This is a genomic window from Thauera sp. ZXT1-4 (assembly GCF_052598215.2).
Window position 1 is genome coordinate 268,542 of the sequence record NZ_JBQWSN020000001.1, and the last position, 22,410, is coordinate 290,951.

16 protein-coding genes and 1 pseudogene are annotated in these 22,410 nt (G+C 65.2%); 7 read left to right on the forward strand and 10 right to left on the reverse strand.

Annotated elements, in window-relative coordinates; translation table 11 throughout:
- Nucleotides 1-22: 22 nt before the first annotated feature.
- The 8 genes from ACUH78_RS01355 to ACUH78_RS01390 form a co-directional block, all read right to left on the reverse strand.
- Entirely contained in the window at nucleotides 23-373 is a 351-nt protein-coding gene (locus tag ACUH78_RS01355; protein WP_445332472.1) for an EscU/YscU/HrcU family type III secretion system export apparatus switch protein, read from the reverse strand.
- The gene (gene fliK, locus ACUH78_RS01360; protein ID WP_445332471.1) at nucleotides 366-1,508 is read right to left on the reverse strand and encodes a flagellar hook-length control protein FliK; all 1,143 of its coding nucleotides are present in this window, start codon (nucleotides 1,506-1,508) and stop codon (nucleotides 366-368) included. Before fliK ends, ACUH78_RS01355 begins: the two co-directional genes overlap by 8 nt.
- Nucleotides 1,509-1,545: 37 nt before the next feature.
- A complete protein-coding gene (locus ACUH78_RS01365; RefSeq protein WP_445332470.1) occupies nucleotides 1,546-1,860 on the reverse strand; it encodes a flagellar protein FliT in 315 nt (104 codons plus the stop codon).
- Between the two features lie 15 nt (nucleotides 1,861-1,875).
- Nucleotides 1,876-2,280 (reverse strand): flagellar export chaperone FliS, encoded by a 405-nt coding sequence (fliS, locus tag ACUH78_RS01370; protein ID WP_418362932.1) that lies wholly within the window; start codon nucleotides 2,278-2,280, stop codon nucleotides 1,876-1,878.
- A 17-nt stretch (nucleotides 2,281-2,297) separates the two neighbouring features.
- Complete coding sequence (fliD, locus tag ACUH78_RS01375) at nucleotides 2,298-3,725, reverse strand: flagellar filament capping protein FliD (protein WP_445332469.1); 1,428 nt, start codon at nucleotides 3,723-3,725, stop codon at nucleotides 2,298-2,300.
- Nucleotides 3,726-3,752: 27 nt separating this feature from the next.
- Nucleotides 3,753-4,187, reverse strand: coding sequence for a flagellar protein FlaG (locus ACUH78_RS01380; protein WP_445332468.1), 435 nt, complete (start codon nucleotides 4,185-4,187; stop codon nucleotides 3,753-3,755).
- 77 nt (nucleotides 4,188-4,264) lie between these two features.
- Nucleotides 4,265-5,746 carry a flagellin N-terminal helical domain-containing protein gene (locus ACUH78_RS01385; RefSeq protein ID WP_445332467.1) on the reverse strand — a complete coding sequence of 494 codons (1,482 nt, stop codon included), beginning with the start codon at nucleotides 5,744-5,746 and terminating at the stop codon, nucleotides 4,265-4,267.
- A 248-nt stretch (nucleotides 5,747-5,994) separates the two neighbouring features.
- The gene (locus ACUH78_RS01390; RefSeq protein WP_445332466.1) at nucleotides 5,995-7,479 is read right to left on the reverse strand and encodes a flagellin N-terminal helical domain-containing protein; all 1,485 of its coding nucleotides are present in this window, start codon (nucleotides 7,477-7,479) and stop codon (nucleotides 5,995-5,997) included.
- A 375-nt stretch (nucleotides 7,480-7,854) separates the two neighbouring features.
- Between ACUH78_RS01390 and cysD the strand changes: the two are divergent.
- From cysD to ACUH78_RS01405, 3 genes and pseudogenes are all read left to right on the forward strand, one after another.
- Nucleotides 7,855-8,766 (forward strand): annotated as a pseudogene (cysD, locus tag ACUH78_RS01395) (sulfate adenylyltransferase subunit CysD); the annotation flags it as partial.
- Complete coding sequence (gene cysN, locus ACUH78_RS01400; RefSeq protein WP_445332465.1) at nucleotides 8,766-10,646, forward strand: sulfate adenylyltransferase subunit CysN; 1,881 nt, start codon at nucleotides 8,766-8,768, stop codon at nucleotides 10,644-10,646. The pseudogene cysD and the gene cysN, both read left to right, overlap by 1 nt.
- A 27-nt stretch (nucleotides 10,647-10,673) precedes the next feature.
- Nucleotides 10,674-10,910 (forward strand): ribbon-helix-helix domain-containing protein, encoded by a 237-nt coding sequence (locus tag ACUH78_RS01405; protein ID WP_445332464.1) that lies wholly within the window; start codon nucleotides 10,674-10,676, stop codon nucleotides 10,908-10,910.
- Between the two features lie 83 nt (nucleotides 10,911-10,993).
- On the opposite strand, the gene ACUH78_RS01410 is transcribed toward ACUH78_RS01405, so the two are convergent.
- Nucleotides 10,994-11,554, reverse strand: coding sequence for a Uma2 family endonuclease (locus tag ACUH78_RS01410; RefSeq protein WP_445332463.1), 561 nt, complete (start codon nucleotides 11,552-11,554; stop codon nucleotides 10,994-10,996).
- 206 nt (nucleotides 11,555-11,760) lie between these two features.
- Here ACUH78_RS01410 and ACUH78_RS01415 point away from each other — a divergent pair, with 206 nt between their 5' ends.
- The 3 genes from ACUH78_RS01415 to ACUH78_RS01425 are packed head-to-tail and all read left to right on the forward strand — an operon-like array spanning nucleotide 11,761 to nucleotide 16,260.
- Nucleotides 11,761-14,235 carry a hypothetical protein gene (locus ACUH78_RS01415; RefSeq protein ID WP_445332462.1) on the forward strand — a complete coding sequence of 825 codons (2,475 nt, stop codon included), beginning with the start codon at nucleotides 11,761-11,763 and terminating at the stop codon, nucleotides 14,233-14,235.
- 2 nt (nucleotides 14,236-14,237) lie between these two features.
- Entirely contained in the window at nucleotides 14,238-15,665 is a 1,428-nt protein-coding gene (locus ACUH78_RS01420) for a hypothetical protein (protein WP_445332461.1), read from the forward strand.
- Nucleotides 15,666-15,675: 10 nt separating this feature from the next.
- Nucleotides 15,676-16,260: a GrpB family protein gene (locus ACUH78_RS01425; RefSeq protein ID WP_445332460.1), complete on the forward strand. Its 585-nt coding sequence runs from the start codon at nucleotides 15,676-15,678 to the stop codon at nucleotides 16,258-16,260.
- Here ACUH78_RS01425 and ACUH78_RS01430 read toward each other — a convergent pair.
- Complete coding sequence (locus ACUH78_RS01430; RefSeq protein ID WP_445332459.1) at nucleotides 16,238-20,026, reverse strand: hypothetical protein; 3,789 nt, start codon at nucleotides 20,024-20,026, stop codon at nucleotides 16,238-16,240. The genes ACUH78_RS01425 and ACUH78_RS01430 overlap by 23 nt on opposite strands.
- A gap of 240 nt (nucleotides 20,027-20,266) precedes the next feature.
- Here ACUH78_RS01430 and ACUH78_RS01435 point away from each other — a divergent pair, with 240 nt between their 5' ends.
- Nucleotides 20,267-22,381 carry a VWA domain-containing protein gene (locus ACUH78_RS01435; protein ID WP_445332458.1) on the forward strand — a complete coding sequence of 705 codons (2,115 nt, stop codon included), beginning with the start codon at nucleotides 20,267-20,269 and terminating at the stop codon, nucleotides 22,379-22,381.
- Nucleotides 22,382-22,410 lie beyond the last annotated feature (29 nt).

The following is a 22,410-nucleotide window of genomic DNA, read 5'->3' on the forward strand; positions in this document are numbered from 1 at the left end:
CTGCGCCATCGGGCGCAGGGTCTCAGCCTCCGGGCGCGGCCTCGGCGCTGCGCGGGCGCAGGGTCTCGGGCAGATCCTGTGCCACCGGCGGTGCACCGGCCTCGGCGCCCTGTTCGATCCGGTACAGCCAGGCCAGCAATTCGGCCACTGCGACATAGAGCTGAGGCGGGATGCGGGCGTCCAGATCGACCTGCATCAGCAGGCTCACCAGTTCGGGCGATTCATGCACGAAGACGCCCGCCTCTCGTGCGCGGTCGATGATCTCCTGCGCCAGCGCGCCCTTGCCCTTGGCCACCACCCGCGGCGCGGTCTCGCCGGCCGTGTAGGCGAGGGCGACGGCCTCGTTGCGGGTGCCGGGGCGTGCGTCACTCATTGCGCGGCTCCACGATCAGACCGGAGAGCTTCAGGTCGACGGCCTCGAGGGCAGAGGCCAGGGCAGCGGCACCCGAATCCAGCGCTGCCAGGGTGTCTGCCTCGTCTGCACGCAGACGCAGCGCCACCTGATTGCCGGAGAGGTGCAGCACGGCTTCCACGCCGCCGAGGCGCGGCAGGGTCAGGCGCAGGGTGCTGTCCCAGCCGCGTGCGGTTTCCTCCTCGGCGGTGCCGTCGTCGCGTTCAGGATCCTCGATCCGCCACTCCACCGCCTGGCCCGGCCAGGCCTGCCCATGCCAGACATACTGCTGTGTGGCGAGCGCGTCCAGCTGCTGGTGGACGATGGGGATCAGGCGCTCCGGTATCGGTGCGGTGCGTACCGGCGCGGTCTCTTCGGCCGACATTGCGGCGCTGCGCGCCTGGCTCGTACGCTCGTTGCCCTCGGATGCCGCGGCCTGCTGCCCGGCTTGCGCACCCTGCGCAGTAGGTGTGCCGCCCTGTGCAGCGGCCTGGCCCGATGAGGCCTGGGGCGAAGCCTGCGCCACAGGGCGCGGTTGGCCCTGCGGCTCGCTCGTCAGGCTGGCGGTGTCGCGGCGGCCCAGCACCCAGTCCGCCTGATGCGATTCGTAGAACAGCCCGCTCTGACCGAGCGCCTGGCGCAGCAAGGGCGCCAGTTGTGACCCGTTGGCCGGTGGTGCGGTGAGCAGGGGCTGATTGGCGGCAAGGCTTGCCGGCTGCGGCGCCGGCTGCCCGGTGAGCAGAAAGCTGATCAGCCGGCCCGTCTGGCTCAGCGCCGGCTGTGCCGAGGCGGTGCTGGCCGCGGTCGCCTCCTGGCCCACGATGCGCGCAAACACCGCGCGCGGTGTGACCTGCGAGACTTCGAGCTCCAGCGTGTCGCCCGACTGGGCTGCGGTGTTCAGCGCCAGCGTCATCTGCTGCCCGGCGACCACGGCGCGGAAGGTGCCGTCGGGCAGGGTGCGCTGCAGCGTTGCGAAAAAGCGCTGTCCCGGAACCAGATCCGGCAGCTGGGACTGGATCTCCCGTGCCCGCTGCAGGCCCGGAACGGGCGGCTCGGTGTTGAAGAAGCTCGCTTCGTTGAGCAGACGCAGGCGGGAGGCGAGGTCGGCGGGGATCATGGCGAGACGGTCCTGGCGCTCGGGCGGTCAGCGCCCGTCAGCCACCGTAGGCGTCACGTAGGGCGCGACCCTTTACCGAACTGGAGATCAGCTTTCGAGTGCTCTCCAGCGCAGGTTCCGCGTGGAGGCGGATCTGGTGGTCCAGTTCCAGGATGTCGGCAATGAGCCTCTGAAGCTCGGCTGTGTCCTCTTCGGAAGGCGCGGCCGCCTCAACCGGCGATTCGGCCAAAGCGCGCAATGTGCTCGCCTGCCGTTCCATGTCGGCCAGCGCCTCCCAATCGCCCGCCTCGGCAGCGTCGTGCATCTGCCGGTACAGGGAAAGCAGGGTCCGAGCGGTGTCCAAGGTCAGCATGGCCGTACGGGTTTCCTAGCCTTGTACCTGAGCTTCGATTGCCGCCCAGGCTTCTCGCAGGCTGTCGAGCAGACCGATCACTTCGTCGATCGCTGCCTGATTGTTGTGCAGGTTTGCGTGCAGCAGGCGATCGGCCATGTATTCGTACAGCGCGTCGAGGCGCTCCGCGAGTTCGCCACCGGCCTTGATGTCCAGACTCACCTTGAGCCCGTTCATGATGATGTCGATCGCCTTGGAGATCGACTTGCCCTTGGTCGGGATGTCCTTGTTCTGCATTGCCACGGTGGCAGTGCGCAGGGCGACGAGGGCGCCGTCGTACAGCATCAGGATGAGCTTGTGCGGCGAGGCCGATTCGACGCTCGTCTGATTGCCGACGCGGGCGTAGGCCGCGGCACGATTGGCGTAGGAGGTTCCGAACATGGAGATCTGGCTCCGGGTTACTGAGGCTTGCTGGCGGAAGGCAGGCTGGCCAGTTGCTGGGTCAGGTAGGTGCTGGTCTGCGTCAGGCCGTTGAGCAGGGTGTCGAGGTTGGAGTACTGCAGTCGGTAACGCTCCTCCATTCGATTCAGCCGCGCTTCCATGGTGTCGTACTGCTTGGTCAGGGACTTGATGGTCGAGTTGATGCCTTCAGTACGACTATTCAGCAGGCCATCGGTGTCGATGAAAGCGTCGAGTCGGGTACTGAGGGTCTCGGCAAAGCCCTTGACGCCATCCTTGCCCGTGAAGAAAGCCGCGACGTCCTTTTCCGGATCGCCCAAGGCTGCCGTGAACTTCGTGTCGTCGAGCGAAAGTTTCCCATCCTTGCCGAAGCTGACACCAACCTGTGATAGAGAACTGGCGCCCGTAAGACCCGCTATGGACGTGCCCAACACGTTGCGCAGCTGATTCTGGATGTTGCGTGCGGTCGAGTCGCCGGTCAGTGCGGCTCCGGTCTTGTTCTCGGCATTGTAGGAGGTCAGGCTGGACAAGGTGCTGGCGACTTCGTTGTACGCCTTCACGAATGCCTCGACGGCAGTTTTTGCCGCGCTCTGGTCATCGCTGACCGACAGCGTGCCGGTCAGGCTGGTCGCCGGGGAGACGGGCTCCTTGTTCAGCGTGAGCGTCACGTTGTCGATGACGTCGGTGATGGTGTTCTTGCCGCGCGTGACCTCGATGCCGTCCACGCGGATGCGGGCATCCTGCGCTGCCTGTACCGAGTACATCGGATCCGTCGGCGCAGGCGTCGCTGCGGGGTCGAAGCTCAGATCCGTGAGTCCGCCCTCGCCAGTCAGCTTGAATGCCATGTCGGCACCCGTTGCGGTTCCGCTCAGTACGAGTTGCTTCGCCGTGCCATTGTTGATGATGTTGGCCTTGATGCCGAGCGTGGCGTCGCCGTTGATCGCATCACGCAGTTCTTCGAGTGTGCTGCCTTCGAAGTCGAGGCTGGCCGTTCGGGGCGGGCTGTCGCTCTCGAAGGTCTTCCCGGAACCGTCATCCTTGACCGCGCCGAACTCGATGGTCAGCTTGCCAGCTGCAGGCGTGAAGCTGCTGGTTGTCGGCGTGGAGACACGCTGGATCTTGGCCATCTGCAGCACGTCAACCGCATAGCTGCCGCTTGATGCACCCGGGCTGGAACTGGCTGTGAAGCCAGCGTCGCCCGTGACGCTCGCCTTCGTCGCAGAAAACCTGGTCGCTGTCTTCAGCCCGTCCGTCGCGGTCTGCAGGGAGGACAGTGCGCTCTTGATCTGGCCGAATGCCGAAAGCTTCGCCTGGTAGCTTGCCTCCTTCTGCGCCAGCAACGTCAATGGCCTACTTTCGACCGACATCAGTCCGCTGACGATCGCGTTTACATCGATGATCGAACCGCCGCTCGTGATGGTTGCCATGTCGGGTCCTCCTTTCTGCTAATCGGGTCAGGCCTTCTGTTCGACCAGCAGGCCCTGCAACTTGTCCAGCGCCTTCGCGATGGAAATGATCTCTTCCGAGGGGATCTGGCGGATCACCTCGTCTGTGCTGGCATCAACGACCTTCACGATCGTCTTGCCGGTGTCTTCGTCGATGGAAAAAAGCAAGTCCTGTGCCACTGGCGCAATCGCGTTGCGGACGTCTTCCATGGCCTGCTGGACCTGCTCGAGCGGCGTCGGCTTCTTTGCCGCGAGGGCATCTGAACTCGCCGCGGTACCGCCAGTCACCAAGTCCGCGCTCATCGACGTCGGTGCGCCGCTGATACCAGAGGCCTGGGTGTTGTCCGCCGTCGCATCTTCTGCCAACCGTGATCGAGTGGTTCCAGCGGTGCTCGCCATCAGGCTGTCTGCCTGGGACGAGGCGTTGATCGAGGGGATGTTCATGATGGTCACCCTGATGGTGTAACGGCGCGGGGCCCTTGCGAACCCCGCGCCGTGCCTGACGAGTTAGCCTACTCCGCTTAACCGAGCAGCGAAAGCACGTTCTGCGGGAGGGCGTTGGCCTGCGAAAGCATTGCGGTGCCGGCCTGTTGCAGAATCTGGGCGCGGGTCAGGTTGGCAGTTTCCGAGGCGAAGTCAGTGTCGCGGATGCGGCTGCGCGAAGCCGACATGTTCTCGGCACTGGTCTGCAGGTTCGCGATGGTGGTTTCGAAGCGCGACTGCAGGGCGCCGAACTTGGCGCGCTGACCATTGACCGCAGCGAGGGCGGAGTCGACGATCTTGAGTGCCTTGGTCGCGTTGTCGAAGGTGGTGACGTCCAGCGAGGCGACAGACTGGAGACTGGAGCCGACCGAGGCTGCAGTCAGGACCGAGTTCGCGGTGCCGGTGGCCGTGAAAGACTTCTCGGAATTGAGCGAAACCGTTCCGGTCAGGCCGATGTTGTTGCCAGACCCGCCGGTTACTGCAAGATCGCCGTTCCCGAAACTGACGGTGCCCGCATTGGTATTTCCAGTTACCGTGTTGCGCAGGAAGATGTCGTTGCCGCTGTCGTTGGTCATCACGAGTTGCCCGCTCGAGTTGATCGAAGCGGTGACACCGGTCTTGCCCGAGACGTCATTGATTGCGGAGACGGCGTTGGCGAGGTTGTCGGCTCCGGTGGCGCCGCCGATCGTGAAGGAGACCCGAACGGTATCACTGGCAGCATTGTCAGCGACGATGTCGAACGAATAGGCGCCGCCGGCACCGAAGGTGACTGTGCCTTCGGTGCGTGCAGTTGCGGTCACACCGGTCTTGTTGCTGACGGCATTGATCTGATCGGCGACAGTCTTTGCGCTGGAGTTGGCAGCGACGTTGATCGTGCCGCTGGCGCCGAGGTTACCGAAGATCTGCAGAGTAGCGTCGGCTATGCGGACACCTTCCTTCGCTCCTACTTGTGCATCGGTTCTGGTGCCTGTGACGTTTGCTGCGGTGGTCACGCTGGTGACGTTGTTGTTACCGTAGTTGGAGGTGCGGAAGTTGCCGGTGGAGGCGGTGATGGTCTGGTTCGCGTTTGCGCCAACCTGGAAGTTCGCAGTGCCGAACGTGCCGTCTAGAATTTTCAGGCCGTTGAATTCCGTGGTGCGTGAAATGCGGTCGAGTTCGGATGTGAGTTGCGAGACTTCAGCCTGAATCGCCTGACGATCAGAGGAAGAGTTCGATGCGTTGGCCGATTGGACGGCAAGTTCGCGGATCCGCTGCAGGACATCGCCAGACGACTGGAGTGCGCCTTCAGCAGTCTGCGCCAGCGAGATTCCGTCGTTGGCGTTGCGGCGAGCCTGATCGAGGCCGCGAATCTGCGAGGTAAAGCGCTCCGCAATCGCGAGGCCGGCGGCATCGTCTTTCGCGCTGTTGATGCGCAGGCCCGAAGACAGGCGTTGCAGGGAAGTGGCGAGTGAGTTGCCGCTGGTGCTGAGTTGACGCTGAGCGTTCAGGGATGCGACGTTGGTGTTGATTACTTGTGCCATGATCGACTCCTTTAGGTTTCGAATTTCGATGAACCCGGCCGATTCGCGCCTTGAGTCAGCGACTGCTGCGTGATCTCCGTGCCGTTGCTTGCTGTAACGGTCGAACGTGGGAAATCTTTAGGGCATTTTCTCGGGTTGGATTTTGGAGTGCACGATCGACTTGCTCTGCTCCTCCCAAATGGCGACAGCCCTCTCCAGCGTCGTGGCTGGAGAGGGCTGTCTGATTTTGCTTAGTGAGTCGTTACAACTTAGCTTTGCAGGAGCGAAAGCACGTTCTGCGGGAGGGCGTTGGCCTGCGAAAGCATTGCGGTGCCGGCCTGTTGCAGAATCTGGGCGCGGGTCAGGTTGGCAGTTTCCGAGGCGAAGTCAGTGTCGCGGATGCGGCTGCGCGAAGCCGACATGTTCTCGGCACTGGTCTGCAGGTTCGCGATGGTGGTTTCGAAGCGCGACTGCAGGGCGCCGAACTTGGCGCGCTGACCATTGACCGCAGCGAGGGCGGAGTCGACGATCTTGAGTGCCTTGGTCGCGTTGTCGAAGGTGGTGACGTCCAGCGAGGCGACGGACTGAAGACTGGAGCCGACCGACGCTGCAGTCAGGACCGAGTTCAAGGTGCCGGTGGCCGTGAAGGACTTCTCGGAGTTGAGCGAGACCGTCCCGGTTAGGCCGATGTTGTTGTCAGCCCCGCCGGCTGCGGCCAGTGTGCCTGCACCAAAGCTGACGGTGCCCGCGTTGGCATTTCCAGTTACCGTGTTGCGCAGGAAGATGTCGTTGCCACTGTCGTTGGTCATCACGAGTTGCCCGCTCGAGTTGATCGAAGCGGTGACGCCGGTCTTGCCCGAGACGTCATTGATCGCGGAGACGGCGTTGGCCAGATTGTCGGCACCGGTGGCACCGCCGATCGTGAAGGAGACCCGAACGGTCTCGGAAGCGGCGTTGTCCGATACGATGTCGAAGGAATAGGCGCCGGCGGCACTGAACGTGGTGGTGCCTTCGGTGCGCGCCGTTGCTGTCACGCCGGTCTTGTTGCTAACGGCATTGATCTGATCGGCGACGGTTTTGGCGCTGGAGCCGGCAGCAACGTTGATCGTGCCGCTGGCGCCGAGGTTGCCGAAGATCTGCAGGGAAGCGTCTGCGGCACGAATACCGGTCTTGGCCGTCACTTCGGCATCGGATCTGGTGCCTGTGACGTTTGCTGCGGTGGTCACGCTGGTGACGTTGTTGTTACCGTAGTTGGAGGTGCGGAAGTTGCCGGTGGAGGCGGTGATGGTCTGGTTCGCGTTTGCGCCAACCTGGAAGTTCGCAGTGCCGAACGTGCCGTCGAGCAGTTTGAGCCCGTTGAACTCGGTCGTATGTGCGATTCGGTCGAGTTCGGCGGTGAGTTGCGAGACTTCAGCCTGAATGGCCTGACGATCGGAAGCCGAGTTTGACGCGTTGGCCGATTGGACCGCAAGTTCCCTAATGCGCTGAAGCGTCGTGCTCGCGGATTCGAGCGCGCCTTCAGCCGTCTGCGCCAGCGAGATCCCGTCGTTGGCGTTGCGCCGCGCCTGATCCTGACCGCGAATTTGCGAAGTCATGCGCTCCGAAATCGCCAGACCCGCCGCGTCGTCCTTTGCGCTGTTGATGCGCAGACCCGAGGACAGGCGCTGCAGCGAGGTCGCGAGCGAGCCGGCTGAGGTATTCAGGTTGCGCTGCGCATTGAGCGACTGAACGTTGGTGTTGATGACTTGAGCCATGATTGATCTCCGAGGGTGTCCGTTGCGTTTTGCAGTACGGCCAGCGTTGTCGGAATGCCAGATCCGGGGCAGAACGTGGTCGTGCTTGGCAGTCTCTTAGCGAATATCGTGCCAAGCAGACGAGACCGATTCTAGTGGGGCGGCGAGGCGCGCAAAGGCCGGAAAATGCCGGTTTATTGGTGCCAATTCGGCAAACCTTGCCGGTCTTGCCGCGTTGAGCGTGGGATATTGCCGGTGGCTGAACGCTTGTACCGCAGGGCAAAGTGGTGCGGGGGGTAAGCGATGAGGTGTGGGGTGTGGCCGTGGATGTCCTGCGTACGCAGCTTTGGATGTAAGAGGTAGGCTACGGGGTGCGACGCTCGCAAGTCCGCAGCAAAGTCCATCATGAACGGGTACTTGCACATGAAGAATATCGAATCCGAATCCATAGAAATCATCCGCGAGGCAGTGGCGACTGCGCGCAACCCGGTGATGATGTACTCCGTCGGCAAGGACAGCTCGGTCATGCTGCACTTGGCCCGCAAGGCCTTCTACCCTGGTCCGCCGCCGTTTCCGCTGCTGCATGTGGACACCGGCTGGAAGTTTGCCGCCATGTACGCGCACCGCGATCGCATGGTGAAGGAGTCGGGTATGGAACTGATCACCCACACCAACCCGCAAGGGTTGGCCGAGGGCGTAGGGCCGTTCTCGCACGGCAGCAACTACCATACCGATGTGATGAAAACCCAGGCTCTCAAACAGGCCTTGGATGCCCACGGCTTTGACGTGGTATTCGGGGGGGCGCGCCGCGACGAGGAAAAGTCCCGCGCCAAGGAGCGCGTGTTCAGCTTTCGCGCACCAGGCCACCGCTGGGACCCGAAGGCGCAGCGCCCAGAGCTGTGGAGCCTTTACAACACCCGCATCCAACCGGATGAGACCATCCGTGTGTTTCCGATCAGCAACTGGACGGAGTTGGATATCTGGCAGTACATCCACGAGGAAAGCATCCCCATCGTGCCCTTGTACCTGGCTGCTGAGCGCCCGGTGGTTCAACGCGGGGGGCAGTGGATCATGGTGGACGACGAGCGCTTTCCTTTTGCGCCGGGCGAGCAGGCCGAGATGCGTAAGGTGCGTTTCCGTACCCTGGGCTGCTGGCCGCTGACTGCTGCGATCGAGAGCGGTGCAGACACGCTTGAAGCGGTGATTGCCGAAACCTTCAACGCCCGCAGTTCAGAGCGACAAGGCCGGCTGATTGATTCGGATGTGCCAGGTTCCATGGAAAAGAAGAAGCAGGAGGGCTACTTCTGATGAGTACCCTCAAAGCACAAGACATCGCCGTGTTTCTGGATAGCCAGCGTAACAAGGAAACACTGCGCTTCATCACCTGCGGCAGTGTGGACGACGGCAAGAGCACGCTGATCGGCCGCCTGCTGTTCGAGAGCAAGGCGATCTTCGACGACCAACTCGCCAGCTTGGAGAGTGATTCGAAAAAGTATGGCACCCAAGCCGAAAGGATGGACCTGGCGCTGCTGGTGGATGGCCTGCAGGCCGAGCGTGAGCAAGGTATCACCATCGACGTGGCCTACCGCTTCTTCGCCACCGACCGACGCCGTTTCATTGTGGCTGACACCCCGGGCCATGAGCAGTACACCCGCAACATGGCCACTGGCGCCTCCACCGCCGACCTCGCTGTGATCCTGATCGATGCGCGCAAGGGGGTGTTGACGCAGACCCGGCGCCATAGCCGTATTGCGGCGATGATGGGCATACGCCACGTAGTGCTCGCAGTGAATAAGATGGACTTGGTGGATTTCAGCCAAGCCACGTTTGATGCCATCGTTGCCGACTACCGGGCGTTTGCCGCCGGTTTGGGCTTTGCCAGCGTGCAACCGATTCCGCTTTCGGGCCTGGACGGTGACAACGTGCTGCAAGTGAGTTTGCGCACCCCCTGGTACGACGGTCCGAGCCTGATGACTTACCTGGACACAGTGGACGTGCGTGACACCCGTGACCGCCATGCCTTCCGGATGCCGGTGCAGTGGGTCAATCGCCCGAATCTGGACTTCCGCGGTTTCTGCGGTCGAGTCGCTGAGGGCCAGGTGCGCCCGGGTGACGTGGTGCGCGTGCTGCCTTCGGGTGTCCAGACCCGGGTCAAGGCCGTCATTGTCGGCTTCGACGAAGTTGAAGTCGGTCATAGTGGCGACGCCATTACCCTGACCCTGACCGAAGAGGTGGACGCCAGCCGGGGTGACGTGCTGGTCGCGGCTGAGAAGCCACCCGAGGTGGCCGACCAGTTCGAGGCGCGTTTGCTGTGGATGCACGAGCACGCGATGACACCGGGGCGGCCCTACCTGATGAAGCTTGCGACGAAGGAGGTGACGGCCACCGTAACCGAGATCAAGTACCGCGAGGATGTGAATACGGGTGCGCACCTTGCCGCCAAGACGCTGGGGCTGAACGAGATCGCGACGGTGAATCTGTCGACCAGTGTGCCGCTGGTGTTTGAGCCGTACGGCGTGAACCGGGTGTTGGGTAGCTTCATCCTGATCGACAAGCGGACCTTCGAGACTGTGGGTGCTGGCATGATCGACTTTGCGCTGCGCCGCGCCAGCAATATCCACTGGCAGGCGCTGGAACTGAACAAGGCCTCCCGGTCTGCGCAGAAGAATCAAACGCCAAGGTGCATCTGGTTCACCGGTCTGTCGGGGTCTGGAAAGACGACGATTGCCAACCTGCTGGAAAAGCGCCTGCACGCGGAGGGTAAACACACCTATCTGCTCGATGGCGACAACGTGCGCCACGGTTTGAATCGCGATCTGGGCTTTACCGAAGCCGACCGGGTGGAGAACATCCGTCGGGTAGCTGAGGTGGCGAAACTGATGGTGGATGCGGGCATCATCGTGCTGGCGGCGTTCATCTCCCCCTTTCGCAGCGAGCGGCGCATGGCGCGTGAGCTGTTTGAGGAAGGGGAGTTCATCGAAGTGTTTGTCGATACGCCGATTGCCGAGTGCGAGGAGCGTGACGTGAAGGGTCTGTACGCCAAGGCGCGCAAGGGAGAGTTGAAGAACTTCACTGGCGTCGACAGTCCTTATGAGCCCCCCGAGACGCCTGAAGTGCGGTTGTTGACTGCCAAGCACAGCCCGCAGGACTGTGTGGAGCAACTGCTGACCGTGCTCAACCGGTCGTAGGTCATGGCTCAGTCCAGAGGAATGACGATGACGGTTCGCCTGAACGAGACGCTCAGCGAGTTCGTGGCAGCGAAGGTGGGCGAGCAGGGGGATTACGAGAACATCAGCGAGTACGTCCGCGACCTGATCCGCCGCGACAAGACGCGTCTGGAGCAGGCGATGGAAGAGCGGCTCAGGATCGAACTTGCCCATGCCTTCGCGGCGCAGGAGTCGGCCTATACGCGCCTGACTGCGGGCGACGTGATCGCGCGTAACAAGGCTTGATTGCGATGGCGCAAGTCCGCGTCCAGGAAGCGGCGTCCTATCGCCTTGACGAAATCTATCGCTATACGCGGGACCGCTCGCGCTCAATCGACGTTACGGAACACCTTCTGCCATGCAATCTCCACGTCCAGGCTCTGCAACTGCAGCGGCTGCTCGGGTTCGATTTCCTGCAGCTCCCAGCGGTTGGCTTGCGTGCGCCGGTAGTGCTCGATGCGGCGCGTGTCGGGGTCGATGAGGATGAAATCCTGCAGCGAGGCGATGCGGCGGTAGGCGGCGAATTTGTCGCCGCGGTCGTAGGCGGCGGTTGCCGGGGAGAGCACCTCGACGATGAGCTTGGGTGCGCGCATGAACTGGTCGGCGCGGTGGTCGGCGGGGTCGCAGGTGACGAGGACGTCGGGGTAGAAGTAGGCCTCGTCTTCGGCCGCCTGGACCTTCATGTCGGCCATGTAGGCACGGCAGGGTGTGCCGTCGAGGGCGTCGTCGAGGGCAGAGGCGACGTTGAGCGAGATCGTCACGTGCCGGCGGCTGGCGCCACCCATCGCGAAGGCCTCGCCGCGCACGTATTCATGCTTCTCGGGCTGCTCGGCTTCCCAGCGCAGGTAGTCGTCGGCAGTGAAGCGGGGTACGGGGTGGGGCAGGGCCATGGTGTCCTCGTCCGGGCGGTGAAGTCCTGCAGGGATTATAGTCCCGCCCGTGCGGCCGAACGCTCGGGCCATCCGGGGTCATCTGGGGCGCCATCCGTGAAGCAGGCCACGGCGCGAAACGCAGTTCCGATCCATGCTTACGGCGAAAGCGCAGTGTTCCTGCCCGACATCCGTACGCCGCCACTGCGGACAGCGAGGTGAGAGTCTTGTCCGACACACCCGAAGTACCCAGAAAGATCGATCTGCGCCCGCTTGCGCGCTTGCTCCCTGCCTGCTTGCTGGCTGTCTTGATGGCGGGGCCTGCAGCCTTCGCTGAGGAGGCGCTCGGGGTGCGCGGCGTGGGCGCGAATCCACCCGGCACGCAGGCCGGCGACGCTTCGCTGGAGGCACTGGTGCGCAGCGGCAAGCTCACGGTGCGCGCGGTGGCGGCCTTCGGACGCATCCCCACCCGTATGCTGGCCTCGTTGTCCGGCCTGGGGGCGGGCGGTGTCGATGTGCTCGGGGCCACGCCGGAAGCTCTCGCCCGCATGCTCGAAGACCCCGCCCTCGCGCTCGATGCGCGGCAGCGCGCGGCACTCGAAGAGGCGCTCGCGATTCTGCATCGGGTGCAGGAGGCGGCAGGGGCAGGGGCAGGAGCCAGCCCGGCCGCTGTCGCGCTCGCGCCTGCCAGCGTGCAGGCCGAGCCGCTCTTCAAGGGCGAGATGACCGAGGCCTGGCAGCCCCATGCCGTCCGCGGTGGAGACTTCGATGCCTTCGCGCGCGTGGAGGGCGGGGCCTTGCGCGTGGCTGTGGCGTCGCCTTCGGGGGCGATGACGACCGGGCTGAAGACGGTGGCGCCGGTGGTGAAGCTGCCGCCAGCGGGTGGCGATCAGGTCGTGCGGCTCGGCTTCGACTTCGACGTGGAGACCGTGCGCAACGCGGTGTTCGCGCTGGTGCCTGGCGATCAGTTGGGCAAGTGGGATTGGTCCGTGCACGAGATCTGGCTTGCGGTGGAGCAGACGGCCGATGGCGCGCCGCATCTGGTGCTCGCGGTGCAGCGACAGGTGCAGGCCCGGCTGAAGCTGGACGATCCGGGTGTTCTCGCCGGGCTGGCGCTGGAGCTTCGGCCGGACGGACTGATCCTGGTCGGCAACGGGGAGGGGCGCATCCTCATCGAAGGCCGGATGGCGAATGCGCCGGTCGCGACGGATCTTCACTTGCAGGTCTCGGCCAGTTCGCCCGACGCACGTGCGCCTGCACGCCTCGATCTGCGGACGGTGAGGCTGGACACGGTGCGTTTTGTGCCCAACGATCCGGGCGTGCTGCTGGAGGATGTGCCGCTGACGCTCACGCTGTTCGACGGACGCACGATGGCGCCGCATTTTCAGCGTCACGGGCTGCCGCGAGGCGGGATTGCGCCGGAGAAGCTAAGCCTCCGGGAAGGGCTGCGCGTTGTGTCGGAGAAAGGCGACGGCAAGAACCTGCTCGGGATCTATGCCCCGGAACCCGTGGTTTGGCTCGACCGCTTTGGTCCGGGGGCCAGCGTGCGCCTGCGATTCGAGTTCGACGCCGCCGAAACCCGTGGCTTCCGCTTGGGGCTGGCGACGCCGCACAGCCTCTCGGACGGTGGTCCGAACCCGCCGCGTTTCGTACTGGACTGGGTGCGTGCGCCGGATGGCACGACTCGTGCCTCGCGCTGGCTCGACCGCGAGGAGGCGCGCCTCGACGCGACGCCGGCGGCGATGCCCGCGGTCGTCGAACTGGAGCTCACGCCGCAGGGCGTTCGCGTGATCGCCGAGGGATTTCCGACCGATCTTGCACCGTGGGGCGATGTCCGGACCGGGCAGGGGCTGCGGCTCTTCATCCTCGCGCTCGCCGATGACCGGGCGCATCCCGTGTCGATGGTGCTGAAACGCATCTCGATGACCCGGACGCCGGGTCAGAAGCCTGCGCAGCCACTGCCTGCGCCCGGTGTCGAGCCGCTGCCGGTCACCCGTCTGTTCCCCGATGCGGGCGCACCCTGGGAGCCGTTCGGCCTTGCGGGCGTCGATTTCGCCAAATTCGGACATCTGGATCCGGACAAAGGGCTGACGGTGGCGGTCGAGCGTGGCTTCTCTGGCGGGCGGGCAGGCATCCTGTCGCCCGCGCCGGTCGCCCGTCTGGACCAGCGAATTCTGCGCACACCCTACCGCCTGGTCCTTCGCTTCGATCCTGCAGCGACCGATGGCGCGCAGGTGATGCTGTCCCCCCACCGGGTGGCGGACATGCAGAAGGGAAGCCTGCTCGCCCTCTCCCTGGTCCGCACCGCCGAGGGGCGCGAGGCGGGCAGCTATGTGCTGACGCTGACCCGTGACTACTACGCCTACTGGAGCCGCCGGATTCCGGCCGAGGTGATGGCGCGATGGGACGGCATGCTGACCATCGACCTGTCGCCCGGCTCGGTGGTGGCCGATCTGCCGGGCGTGACCACGATGCGCGGCACGGGATTCATCGGCATCGCCAAAGGGGCCGAGCTCTCCATGGCCATCCAGTCGCGCTCGGATGCCGGCAACGGGCCGGTACGGATGGCGTTGCGGCAGGTGGATGCGCAGTGGGTGACACCTGACGGGATGACGGCCCTTGAAAGGATGGAACTGGTGGATCTGCAGGACTTCGATCCAGAGGCGTACCTCGACGTCCTCATCGACGCGCAGGAGAAGTGAGCATGCAGAAGTTTCGCGGTGTCGTGGCAAGCACCCTGGTGGCGTTCGGCCTGGTGCTGGTGGTGGGGCAGGGCTGGGCGCAGGATCTGCATGCGCTGCGTGATACGGTCGCCGCCCAACTGCGGGAGGCGCGCGAGAAGGGCTATGCCATGCCGAAGGTCGCCGACCCGTGGGCCTATAGTGCAGAGACGCTCCAGGAGGTGGCGACTCGGCTGAAGACCGTCAAGGATCCCTGTCTTTCTGCCTTGGAGACCGCTCTTTATCTTGACTCGCGTCGCGCGGAGACGAGCGTCGAGGCGGCCCTCGAGAAGATTGAAAACCCGGGCGTCATGGCGCTCAAGATTGCCGCCGAATGGATACTGCCCGACGGCGTAGGGGTGTCGACATCGCTGCTGGATTACCTGTTCAAGGTGGATGATCACTTCGGCCCGATTGGAACCCTGACCGACGCCGTGGACAGCTGGCACATCATGAAGCGCCACTTCGTAGGCACGGTCGAAAGCGAGAGCGGCGTTTGGGCCTACAAGGCCTGGCGCGAGGCAAGCGACAAGAAATGGACCGATACCGATCTCCAGGCGCAGCACAAGGCGCGCGTGGACTTGAGCGCCAGCTTGTTGGCCGAGATCGAGGCTGCGAAGGAGGGGCTCGACGATCAGATGATGCGGGTTGATCTGAGCCATGGTCAGGCCCGTCTTGACATCGAGAAACGCCACGCGGATGCCGTCGATGCGATCCGGCGAGAGGCGGGTGGAAACAGATTCCGACTCGAAGAGCCCGCCTTCGTTGCCAAGCTGGCGAATGCAAAGAACGTGTTCGTCCGTGCGTGGGGCGAGGAACTGCAACGCTACCAGGATGCGCAGAACAAGGTGATCGCCGATCACACCGGGAAGGTGGCACGCGCGCTGAAGGACATTGCGAGGCTGCAGGTTGAGCAGGCGACATTGAAGAAATATGTCACTCATGTCGTTCGCGGCGAATGCGAGCAGACGGGCAAACCCTTGCTGCCCGCTATGGCAGGAAAGGCATCCCCGCTGAATCCGATTCTCGGCCTTGATCATGATCGGCTCAAACAGGTCCTGGAGGTGCTGGGGGTGCAGCCTCCGAAAGCCTTCCTGAACTGTCTGTGCGCGAAGGCGGGGTGGGGCAGCCCCCAGACGTCCCGTTTCTATCATCCCGATACCTGGGGGAGCTATGACAAACGCTATGTTTGTCAGCGTCCGGGGGAGCCTTGCATCGTGGAGGGTTATGGTTGCCTGCGGTTCCCGCTGCCTTCTGATCCCGCCATCTGGACGGGCTGCGCTGCGGAGGTTGTCGCTGCGGGCGAAAGGAAGGTGACGACCGCCATCGAAGAGGCGGTCGCGGCTCGGGCGGCCAAGGCCAACGCGGCCCGAGCAGCCAAGGATGCAGCGGCTCGGGCAGCCAAGCCCTAGGTATTGCTACATGAGCGCAAAACCCCGCCATGTCCAACGCGCGCTGCAGGAGCGGGTGGAAATCGTGCCTTACGATCCCGCCTGGCCAGCGCGTTTCGAGGAAGAGGCGGCGCGGCTGCGGGCGCAGTTGCCGGCGGAGCTGATCGGGCGCATCGAGCACTTCGGCAGTACCGCCGTGCCGGGGCTGGCGGCAAAGCCGATCATCGACATGCTGGTCGAGGTGCGCTCGATGGCCGATGTGGTGCAGCGTATCGCGCCCGAGCTGAAGCGACAGGGCTATGAGTTCTTCTGGCGCGACCGCGAGCGTGGGCTGCCGGGGATCGCGTACGCGTGGTTCATCCGTCGTGATGCGGCGGGGCGGCGCACGCATCACATTCACTGCCTGGAGCCGGGCTCCTCGGAGTGGGCGCGCTTGCTGTTCCGTGATTACCTGCGCGCCCACCCGGAGGCGGCGTGTGAATACGGTGCGCTGAAGCAGCGCATCGCGGCCGAGCACCCCGACGACCGCGTCGCCTACGCGAAGGCGAAGACGCGCTTCGTGCGCACGGTGATGGAGGCCGCGCGCAGGGAGCTCAGCCGCCCGGACCGAACTTGATCGCCGCCTCCATCAGCATCGCCATCTCGTCGACCACCTGCGGGATGTCCTTGCCGCCGGTGAGCATGCGGATGCGGCGGTTGGCGGTGATGGGGTCGATGGTGTTGTTGCCGAAGTCGGCCAGCACCTGGCGCACCTCCTGCCAGTGCTGGCGTGAGGTCTTGAAGTGGTCGGCGCTGCCCGCAGTCGGCTTGATGCGGTCGAGCATGGGGGCGACCTTGGTGTCGAAGTCCTTCGCAGCGCCGCGGCTGACTTCCTGCAGGCGCTCGAAGTGGCTGAGCCCGGGTTGGTCCTTGAGCATGTGCCAGCTCTTGTAGCGGGTGACGTCGGCGGCCTGCTGTCCCCAGGCCTTGCTGACCCTGGACTTGTCCGCGGCCAGCCAGGCGGTGTCGCGGTAGCTCTCCAGGTGCTTGCTGGTGGTGACGTTCTCCCAGGCGAGCTCGGCGTTGCGGCCGGTGACCTTGGCGTAGGCCGCTTCCCAGGCCTCTTGTGCCTCGCTCTGCCAGGTGTGCAGCTTGGCGGGCTCACCGTTGCGGGTGAGCGACTTCATCGCCGCCTCGTCGAGGCCGATGTCGAAGTCCATGCCCACCGAGCCGGCGCTGGCAGCGTTGCGCATCTCCTTCAGCGCCTGCTGGTTCCAGCCGCGGTCGCGCATGTTCTGGTGGAACTGTCGTTCGACGTCGCCGTGTACCGATTCGAGCTGCAGCACGTACATGCGCTGGGTGGTGGGGTCGCCCTTGTACTTGAGGTAGTTCTTTGCGTTCGGGTTGCCGTTGATGGCCGTGACCTTGTCGCGGATCTCCTTCTGGATCTGCGCCAGTTCAGCGGCTGGGCGGCCGGCGCTGCCGGCGTCGGCCAAGCGTTGCTGGGCGGTACGCAGGTCCTGCACCAGGGCCTCGCCTTCCTTGCGCGCGCGGTTGAATTGCGCTTGCGCCTCGCGCTCGAAGGCGGTGGGGCCGATCGGGGCGGGCGCAGCATCGCTCGTCCCTGTTTTCGAAGGCGGTGCGGCGTCTGCGGCCTTGGCCTTGGCGGTGGGGGCGGGGCCGTCGGCATCGATTCCGCCGCGCCCGGCGCGAGCCACGACCTTGCCCATGCCATATTCAATGCCCTTCGAAGTGATGAAGGAGATGCTGCCGCGTTTTGCGGCCTCGGTGAGCCCGCCCTCGCGGTAGCCGCGCAGGGCCTCGACCGCCGCGCCCGTGCGCGGTCCGATGCTGCTGACGGTGCGCAGCACGGCCTCGGTGGGGCCGCCCTCGATGTAGCCGGTGACGGCCTGGTAGGCGGTGTCCACCGCCTGCCCGCCGAAGAGCGAGGCGACCATCATGCCGGTGTCGGCGGCGGTCTTGATGTTCTCCGAGGCCTCCAGCCCGAAGTTCGCCAGCGCGGCCGCTTCCTCGTCCTGCGCCTGCTGGCCGAGGTAGTGGCCCTGCACCTTCTTGCCGAGCGCATCGGCGATCTGCTGGATCGCCGCCTGGTCCATCGTGGTGCGCACCTCGGGGGTGAGCTGGCGCTCGACGAAGGCGCGCGCGTTCTCGCCTTCCTCGCCGGGCAGCATGGAGGCGAGCTTCAACAGCGAGGCTGTGCCGCGCTGGAAGCGCTCCATGCGCTGCTGGTTGTCGCGGATGCTGGCGATGAAGCCGGCATGGGCATAGTCGTCGAAGGGCGAGCGGGTGCGGACGAGCTCGCCGGTCTCGATCGAGGCGATGAGGTCCTTCTCGCTCTGGATGTCGGACAGCGCACCGACGATGCGGAACTCGAGCGCGGCGCGGCGCTCGGGGTCGGTTTCGGCGGCCAGCTCGGTGCGATCGCGTGCGAGGTTGGCTTCGACGAAGCGGATGTTGTGACGGTGGAAGTCGATGCGCTCGCGCTGGGCTTCGGCCGAGGCCTTCGCTTCGGCTTCGGATTTCGCGCTCGCCTTGGCGGCGGCGTCCTTCGCTGCGGGGGACTGCTCCTCTGCGGCGGGGGCGACTGCGGGCGCGCGCTGGGCGGCGACCCCGCCACCGTCGCGCGCTGCGACCAGGGCGGAAAGGCGTGCCCTGTCCTCTGCCAGGGTCGTGTCTTCCGAGAAGGGTCGCTCTTGCAGCCATTGGCGCGCTGCAGCCACGAAGGCGGGCGTGAGCGCATGGTGGCGTGCGATGTCTTCGTACTGTGACTTCGTCAAACCCTTGATGATGGCGTCCCCGACCGCTGCCCCAAGCGCCAGGACATTCTGCTCGATGGCCTGCCCGGCAGCAGCGACCGGGTCATCACCGCCTGAGCCGCCCTGCTGCGCGGCGGCGGCTTCCTGCGCGCGCTCCTTTGCAGACCGTGCGATCGTGGCGTCCCTCGCCGCCGCCACACGGGAGAGTTCGAGCGATTCGGGATACTGCACTGCCTGCCCTTCGGGCAGGGCGCGGGCCTTGACGGTCGTGGTCCAGGTGCTGGTTTCGCCGTCCTCGTCCGTGTCGGACAACTCGAAGGTTTGCCGGATCTCGCCACCCTTGAGGTAGGGCAGCAGCGAGGGCATGGGCTGCCCATCGTCCTCGTGCATCTCGAGGACGTCGATGTACGGGTCGGTTTTCTCGTCGTACTCCTCGGCGTCCAGGGACAGTGCCCGGTAACGCGGCGCGGAGGCCGGGCCAACGGCGTAGACGACGAACAGCAGGGGTTGCTCGACGAGATCGTCGATCCACAGGTCCTCCTCGTTCTGGTACACGCCGAACCAGATGCCCTCGGGGCCTGTTGCCGGGGTGAGCAGGCCGAGCAGGGTGTCGGTGGCCTTGCGGTGACCGGTTGCGGCGGCGTCCTGTGCGGCGATCGGGTCCGGCGCTTCGCCGAGGGCCTGCATGGCCTCGGCGAGCTTCTGCGCGCGCGCCTCGAGGGCGACGAGGTAGTCCTTCAGCAGCGCGGCCTGCGTCAATGCGGCTCCGGCGTAGGCTTCGTTCTCGTACTGGGCCGCTATGTTCGCTTCGGCCCAGGCGTCGTCGAAGGCGGCTGCAGTGAGTGCGATCGCTTCACGGATGTTCAGCAGCTCGGACAGAATGGGTGTGGCGCGACGGAAATACTGCAGGATGTCGTCTGCGGGAAAGGCGTAGTACCCCGCCCAGCGCTGCTCGACGCGTGCCGCGTCCGCTTGTGAGAGTGGGCCCATCAGGGCCAGGGTGGCTTCCTTGGCGGTGGTGATCATGCCTGCGTACTGCGCGCTGCCGAGTTCGACCATGGGCAGGGCCGTTGGCATGGCGAAGGGGGGCAGGGGTGGGGGCAGCGGGCGGGTCACGGCCAGGGAGTCAGGGGCCGAGGCTGTGCTGGCGCTGCCGCCTGCCACCTCGGTTTCGACCTCGCGGATCACCTCCAGCGCCTTGCCGAGCGCCGTGCGCTGATGGGCATCGAGCGCGGGATCGTCGAGCATGCGGGCGAGGGCTTCGGGGGATGCGCCGAGCACATCGATGCCGCGCGCACGTAGTCCGGCCAGTGGTGCAAGGACGCTGGCGGGGATGCGGTTGAAGGCGACCAGCGCGCGAACCGTGAGGGCGTCGCGGCCAACGAGATCGCGCAGTGCACCGGCGGTGTCCTGCTGACCCTGCATGGCGCGCTCGCCCGCGCCGGCGCCCTGTGCAGCGGGTTGGCCCAGCGCGGCGGGGCTGTTCATCAGAGCGGTGGCCAGGCAGGCGCTGGTCGCCAGACTCAGGAGCGTGCGGTGCGGGCGTGGCAGCAGACCGCTTTGCGCTCGGGTGGGGCGGGGGGTGGGAAAGGAGCTGGAGCAGGGGACGATGAGGCGGTCGGGCATGGTCTTGACCTCTTGATCGAGTGCCGTCGTTCGGTTTGCCCCATTTTCGGTGTTTGGCCTTGCAACGGCCCCATTATTCTTTAGCGGCACTGTGGCTTGAATCACGAATCGCATCGTCCGTACGTGAAAGAATGGCGGTGAGCCCGTTTTCCGTTGTTCTGCGCGGGTTGTGCCCGAATTGGGTGGCTTGTTTTGATCGAGGCGTCATCGATGCCTCATGTCATGAGAGTGAATGCCGTCATGAGCCGACAAACCGTTCGTCGTGTGGCCCACCGCTTGCGTTGGGGCGTTGCCGTCGTTTCCCTGTGCGCGAGTGGTCTGGCTGCTGCGCAGCTGTCTGCGCTGGAGGGCAAGGAGGGCCATGCGCCCGCCGCGGGCGCGGATGCGCTCGAAGGCGTGTCCGCAGTTCAGCCCGGGGCAGCGGTGCCCGCCGTGGCTGACGGGGTTCAGTGCGAGGGGACCGGACCCTGTATCGAGACGGTCACCCAACTGCCGCTGAGGGTGCTGCCGCGCCCGTTTTCCAGCCTGTACCGCGAGGCGCAAGCCAGCGCAGACGGCGTTGCCCGGGCAAACCTGCCGGCCTTCAAGCCGCTGTACGTGTTCGAGCGCAAGGGGCTGGATCTGAGCAACCCCACCGAACCGCAGGGCTGGTACCGCGTCGGCACGGCGCGTGATGCGGCAGAAGGCTGGATGCAGGCCCGTGACGTGCTGGAATGGCGCCAGGCGCTGCTGCTGTCCTACACCCACCCCGGCAACCCGCTCGAGGGGCGCCGTCCGGTGCTGATGTTCCGCGACCAGACCGGACTGCAGGGCATTGTCGACGACATGGACATGGCGGGGCGCGCAGAGGCCCTGTACAAGGAGATCGACGCCGGAAACACGCCCGATGCGGTGGTGAGCATGGAGCCCAAGCGCTTCGTCGACATCACGCAGAATTTCTACATGCTGCCGATCCTGCAGTGGTCGCAGACCCAGATCAACGGCGACGACGCGCGCCTGGTGCAGCTCGCGGCGGCGGTGCCACGCAGCCGGGGTGCGGACAGCCTCGAGAACCCCGAGTACCGCAGCCAGGCCGAAGTGGGGCGTGATGCAGCGGGTGCGGCCTTGCGAGACGTAAAGGCCGACATCGTGTTCGTGGTCGACACCACGCGCAGCATGCAGCCCTTCATCGACATGACCCGCGAGGCGGTGGCCGAGATGGCGCGCCGCTTCACCGGCGACAAGGCCGACCGCGTGCGCTTCGGCCTGGTGGTGTATCGGGATTCGCTCGAGGCCGTGCCGCAGCTCGAATACCTCACCCGCAACCTGACCCCCGAACTGGTCGATGCCGGCACGCTCGCCGGTCTGCTAGAAAACGACGCGCGCGCGACGGCGGTCGGCAGCCTCGATTACGCCGAAGAGGCCTTCGCCGGCGTCGAAACCGCGCTCTCGTCGAAATGGCGTGAGGGCGCGTTGCGCTTCGTGATCCTGGTCGGTGACGCCAGCGCCCACCCCAAGGGCCACGCGCAAAACAAGACCAGCAAGGACGAGACCGACCTGCGCCGCGAGTATGACGACCAGCAGGTGCACCTGCTCGCCATTCATCTGCAGGACCCGCGTGCGAAGGAAGACCACCCGACGGCGGTGGCGCAGTTCGGCCACCTCGCGCGCGTGCGCGGCTCGCAGGACCAGTCGGCGCTGGAAACGGTCAATGCCTTCGAGGAAGCGGAATACCGTGCGTTGGTCGATCGTGTCACCCGGGGCATCGGGCAGAAGCTGGACGAGGCCATGGGCGTGGCCAGTGGCGCCGATGCGATCGAGGTGCCCGAGTCGCTCAGCAAGGTGTGGGATGCGGCGCTCATCGAGTACATCGGCAAGGAGGCCTCGCCGCCCAAGGACATCGTCGCCTGGGCGCTGGACCGCGACCTGGTGAATCCGGCCGACCGGGCGCTGGACGTGCGCGTGCTGGTGACGCGCGATCAGCTCTCCTCGCTGGCACAGGCGCTCGACCAGGTAGTGCAGGCGCTGATGCGCGCCGAAGTCACCCAGGTGCAGTTCTTCGAGGCACTGCAGGGCGTGGCGGGGCAGACGATGAAACGTCCCGAGGACATCGGGGCCGGTGCGCGTCTGGCCGACAGCGGGCTGTTGCCGGCGTTCATCCAGAGTCTGCCGTACCGCAGCGACATCCTTTCGCTGACCGACGACATGTTCGCCAGCATGACCGCCGAGCAACGCTCGAAGCTGGAGTGGAGCATCCTCGCCAAGCTCGAGCAGTACCGCGCCATCAACGAACAGGTCGATGCCTGGTTCCGGCTCAACGACGCCGACCCGGACAAGGAGCTGGTGTATCCCCTGCATCTGGACTATCTGCCCTGAGCGTGACGGGACACCGGGGTTGCGTGAAG

What these genes read in the sequence shown, in the direction of transcription:
- ACUH78_RS01425 (WP_445332460.1), top strand. Translation starts at nt 15,676, where the DNA reads ATGAGCGCAAAACCCCGCCATGTCCAACGCGCGCTGCAGGAGCGGGTG.
- fliS (WP_418362932.1), bottom strand. Translation starts at nt 2,280, where the DNA reads ATGTTCGGAACCTCCTACGCCAATCGTGCCGCGGCCTACGCCCGCGTC.
- ACUH78_RS01430 (WP_445332459.1), bottom strand. Translation starts at nt 20,026, where the DNA reads ATGCCCGACCGCCTCATCGTCCCCTGCTCCAGCTCCTTTCCCACCCCC.
- fliK (WP_445332471.1), bottom strand. Translation starts at nt 1,508, where the DNA reads ATGATCCCCGCCGACCTCGCCTCCCGCCTGCGTCTGCTCAACGAAGCG.
- ACUH78_RS01385 (WP_445332467.1), bottom strand. Translation starts at nt 5,746, where the DNA reads ATGGCACAAGTAATCAACACCAACGTCGCATCCCTGAACGCTCAGCGT.
- ACUH78_RS01405 (WP_445332464.1), top strand. Translation starts at nt 10,674, where the DNA reads ATGACGGTTCGCCTGAACGAGACGCTCAGCGAGTTCGTGGCAGCGAAG.
- ACUH78_RS01380 (WP_445332468.1), bottom strand. Translation starts at nt 4,187, where the DNA reads ATGAACATCCCCTCGATCAACGCCTCGTCCCAGGCAGACAGCCTGATG.
- fliD (WP_445332469.1), bottom strand. Translation starts at nt 3,725, where the DNA reads ATGGCAACCATCACGAGCGGCGGTTCGATCATCGATGTAAACGCGATC.
- ACUH78_RS01390 (WP_445332466.1), bottom strand. Translation starts at nt 7,479, where the DNA reads ATGGCTCAAGTCATCAACACCAACGTTCAGTCGCTCAATGCGCAGCGC.
- cysN (WP_445332465.1), top strand. Translation starts at nt 8,766, where the DNA reads ATGAGTACCCTCAAAGCACAAGACATCGCCGTGTTTCTGGATAGCCAG.
- ACUH78_RS01355 (WP_445332472.1), bottom strand. Translation starts at nt 373, where the DNA reads ATGAGTGACGCACGCCCCGGCACCCGCAACGAGGCCGTCGCCCTCGCC.
- ACUH78_RS01365 (WP_445332470.1), bottom strand. Translation starts at nt 1,860, where the DNA reads ATGCTGACCTTGGACACCGCTCGGACCCTGCTTTCCCTGTACCGGCAG.
- ACUH78_RS01410 (WP_445332463.1), bottom strand. Translation starts at nt 11,554, where the DNA reads ATGGCCCTGCCCCACCCCGTACCCCGCTTCACTGCCGACGACTACCTG.
- ACUH78_RS01435 (WP_445332458.1), top strand. Translation starts at nt 20,267, where the DNA reads ATGAGCCGACAAACCGTTCGTCGTGTGGCCCACCGCTTGCGTTGGGGC.
- ACUH78_RS01420 (WP_445332461.1), top strand. Translation starts at nt 14,238, where the DNA reads ATGCAGAAGTTTCGCGGTGTCGTGGCAAGCACCCTGGTGGCGTTCGGC.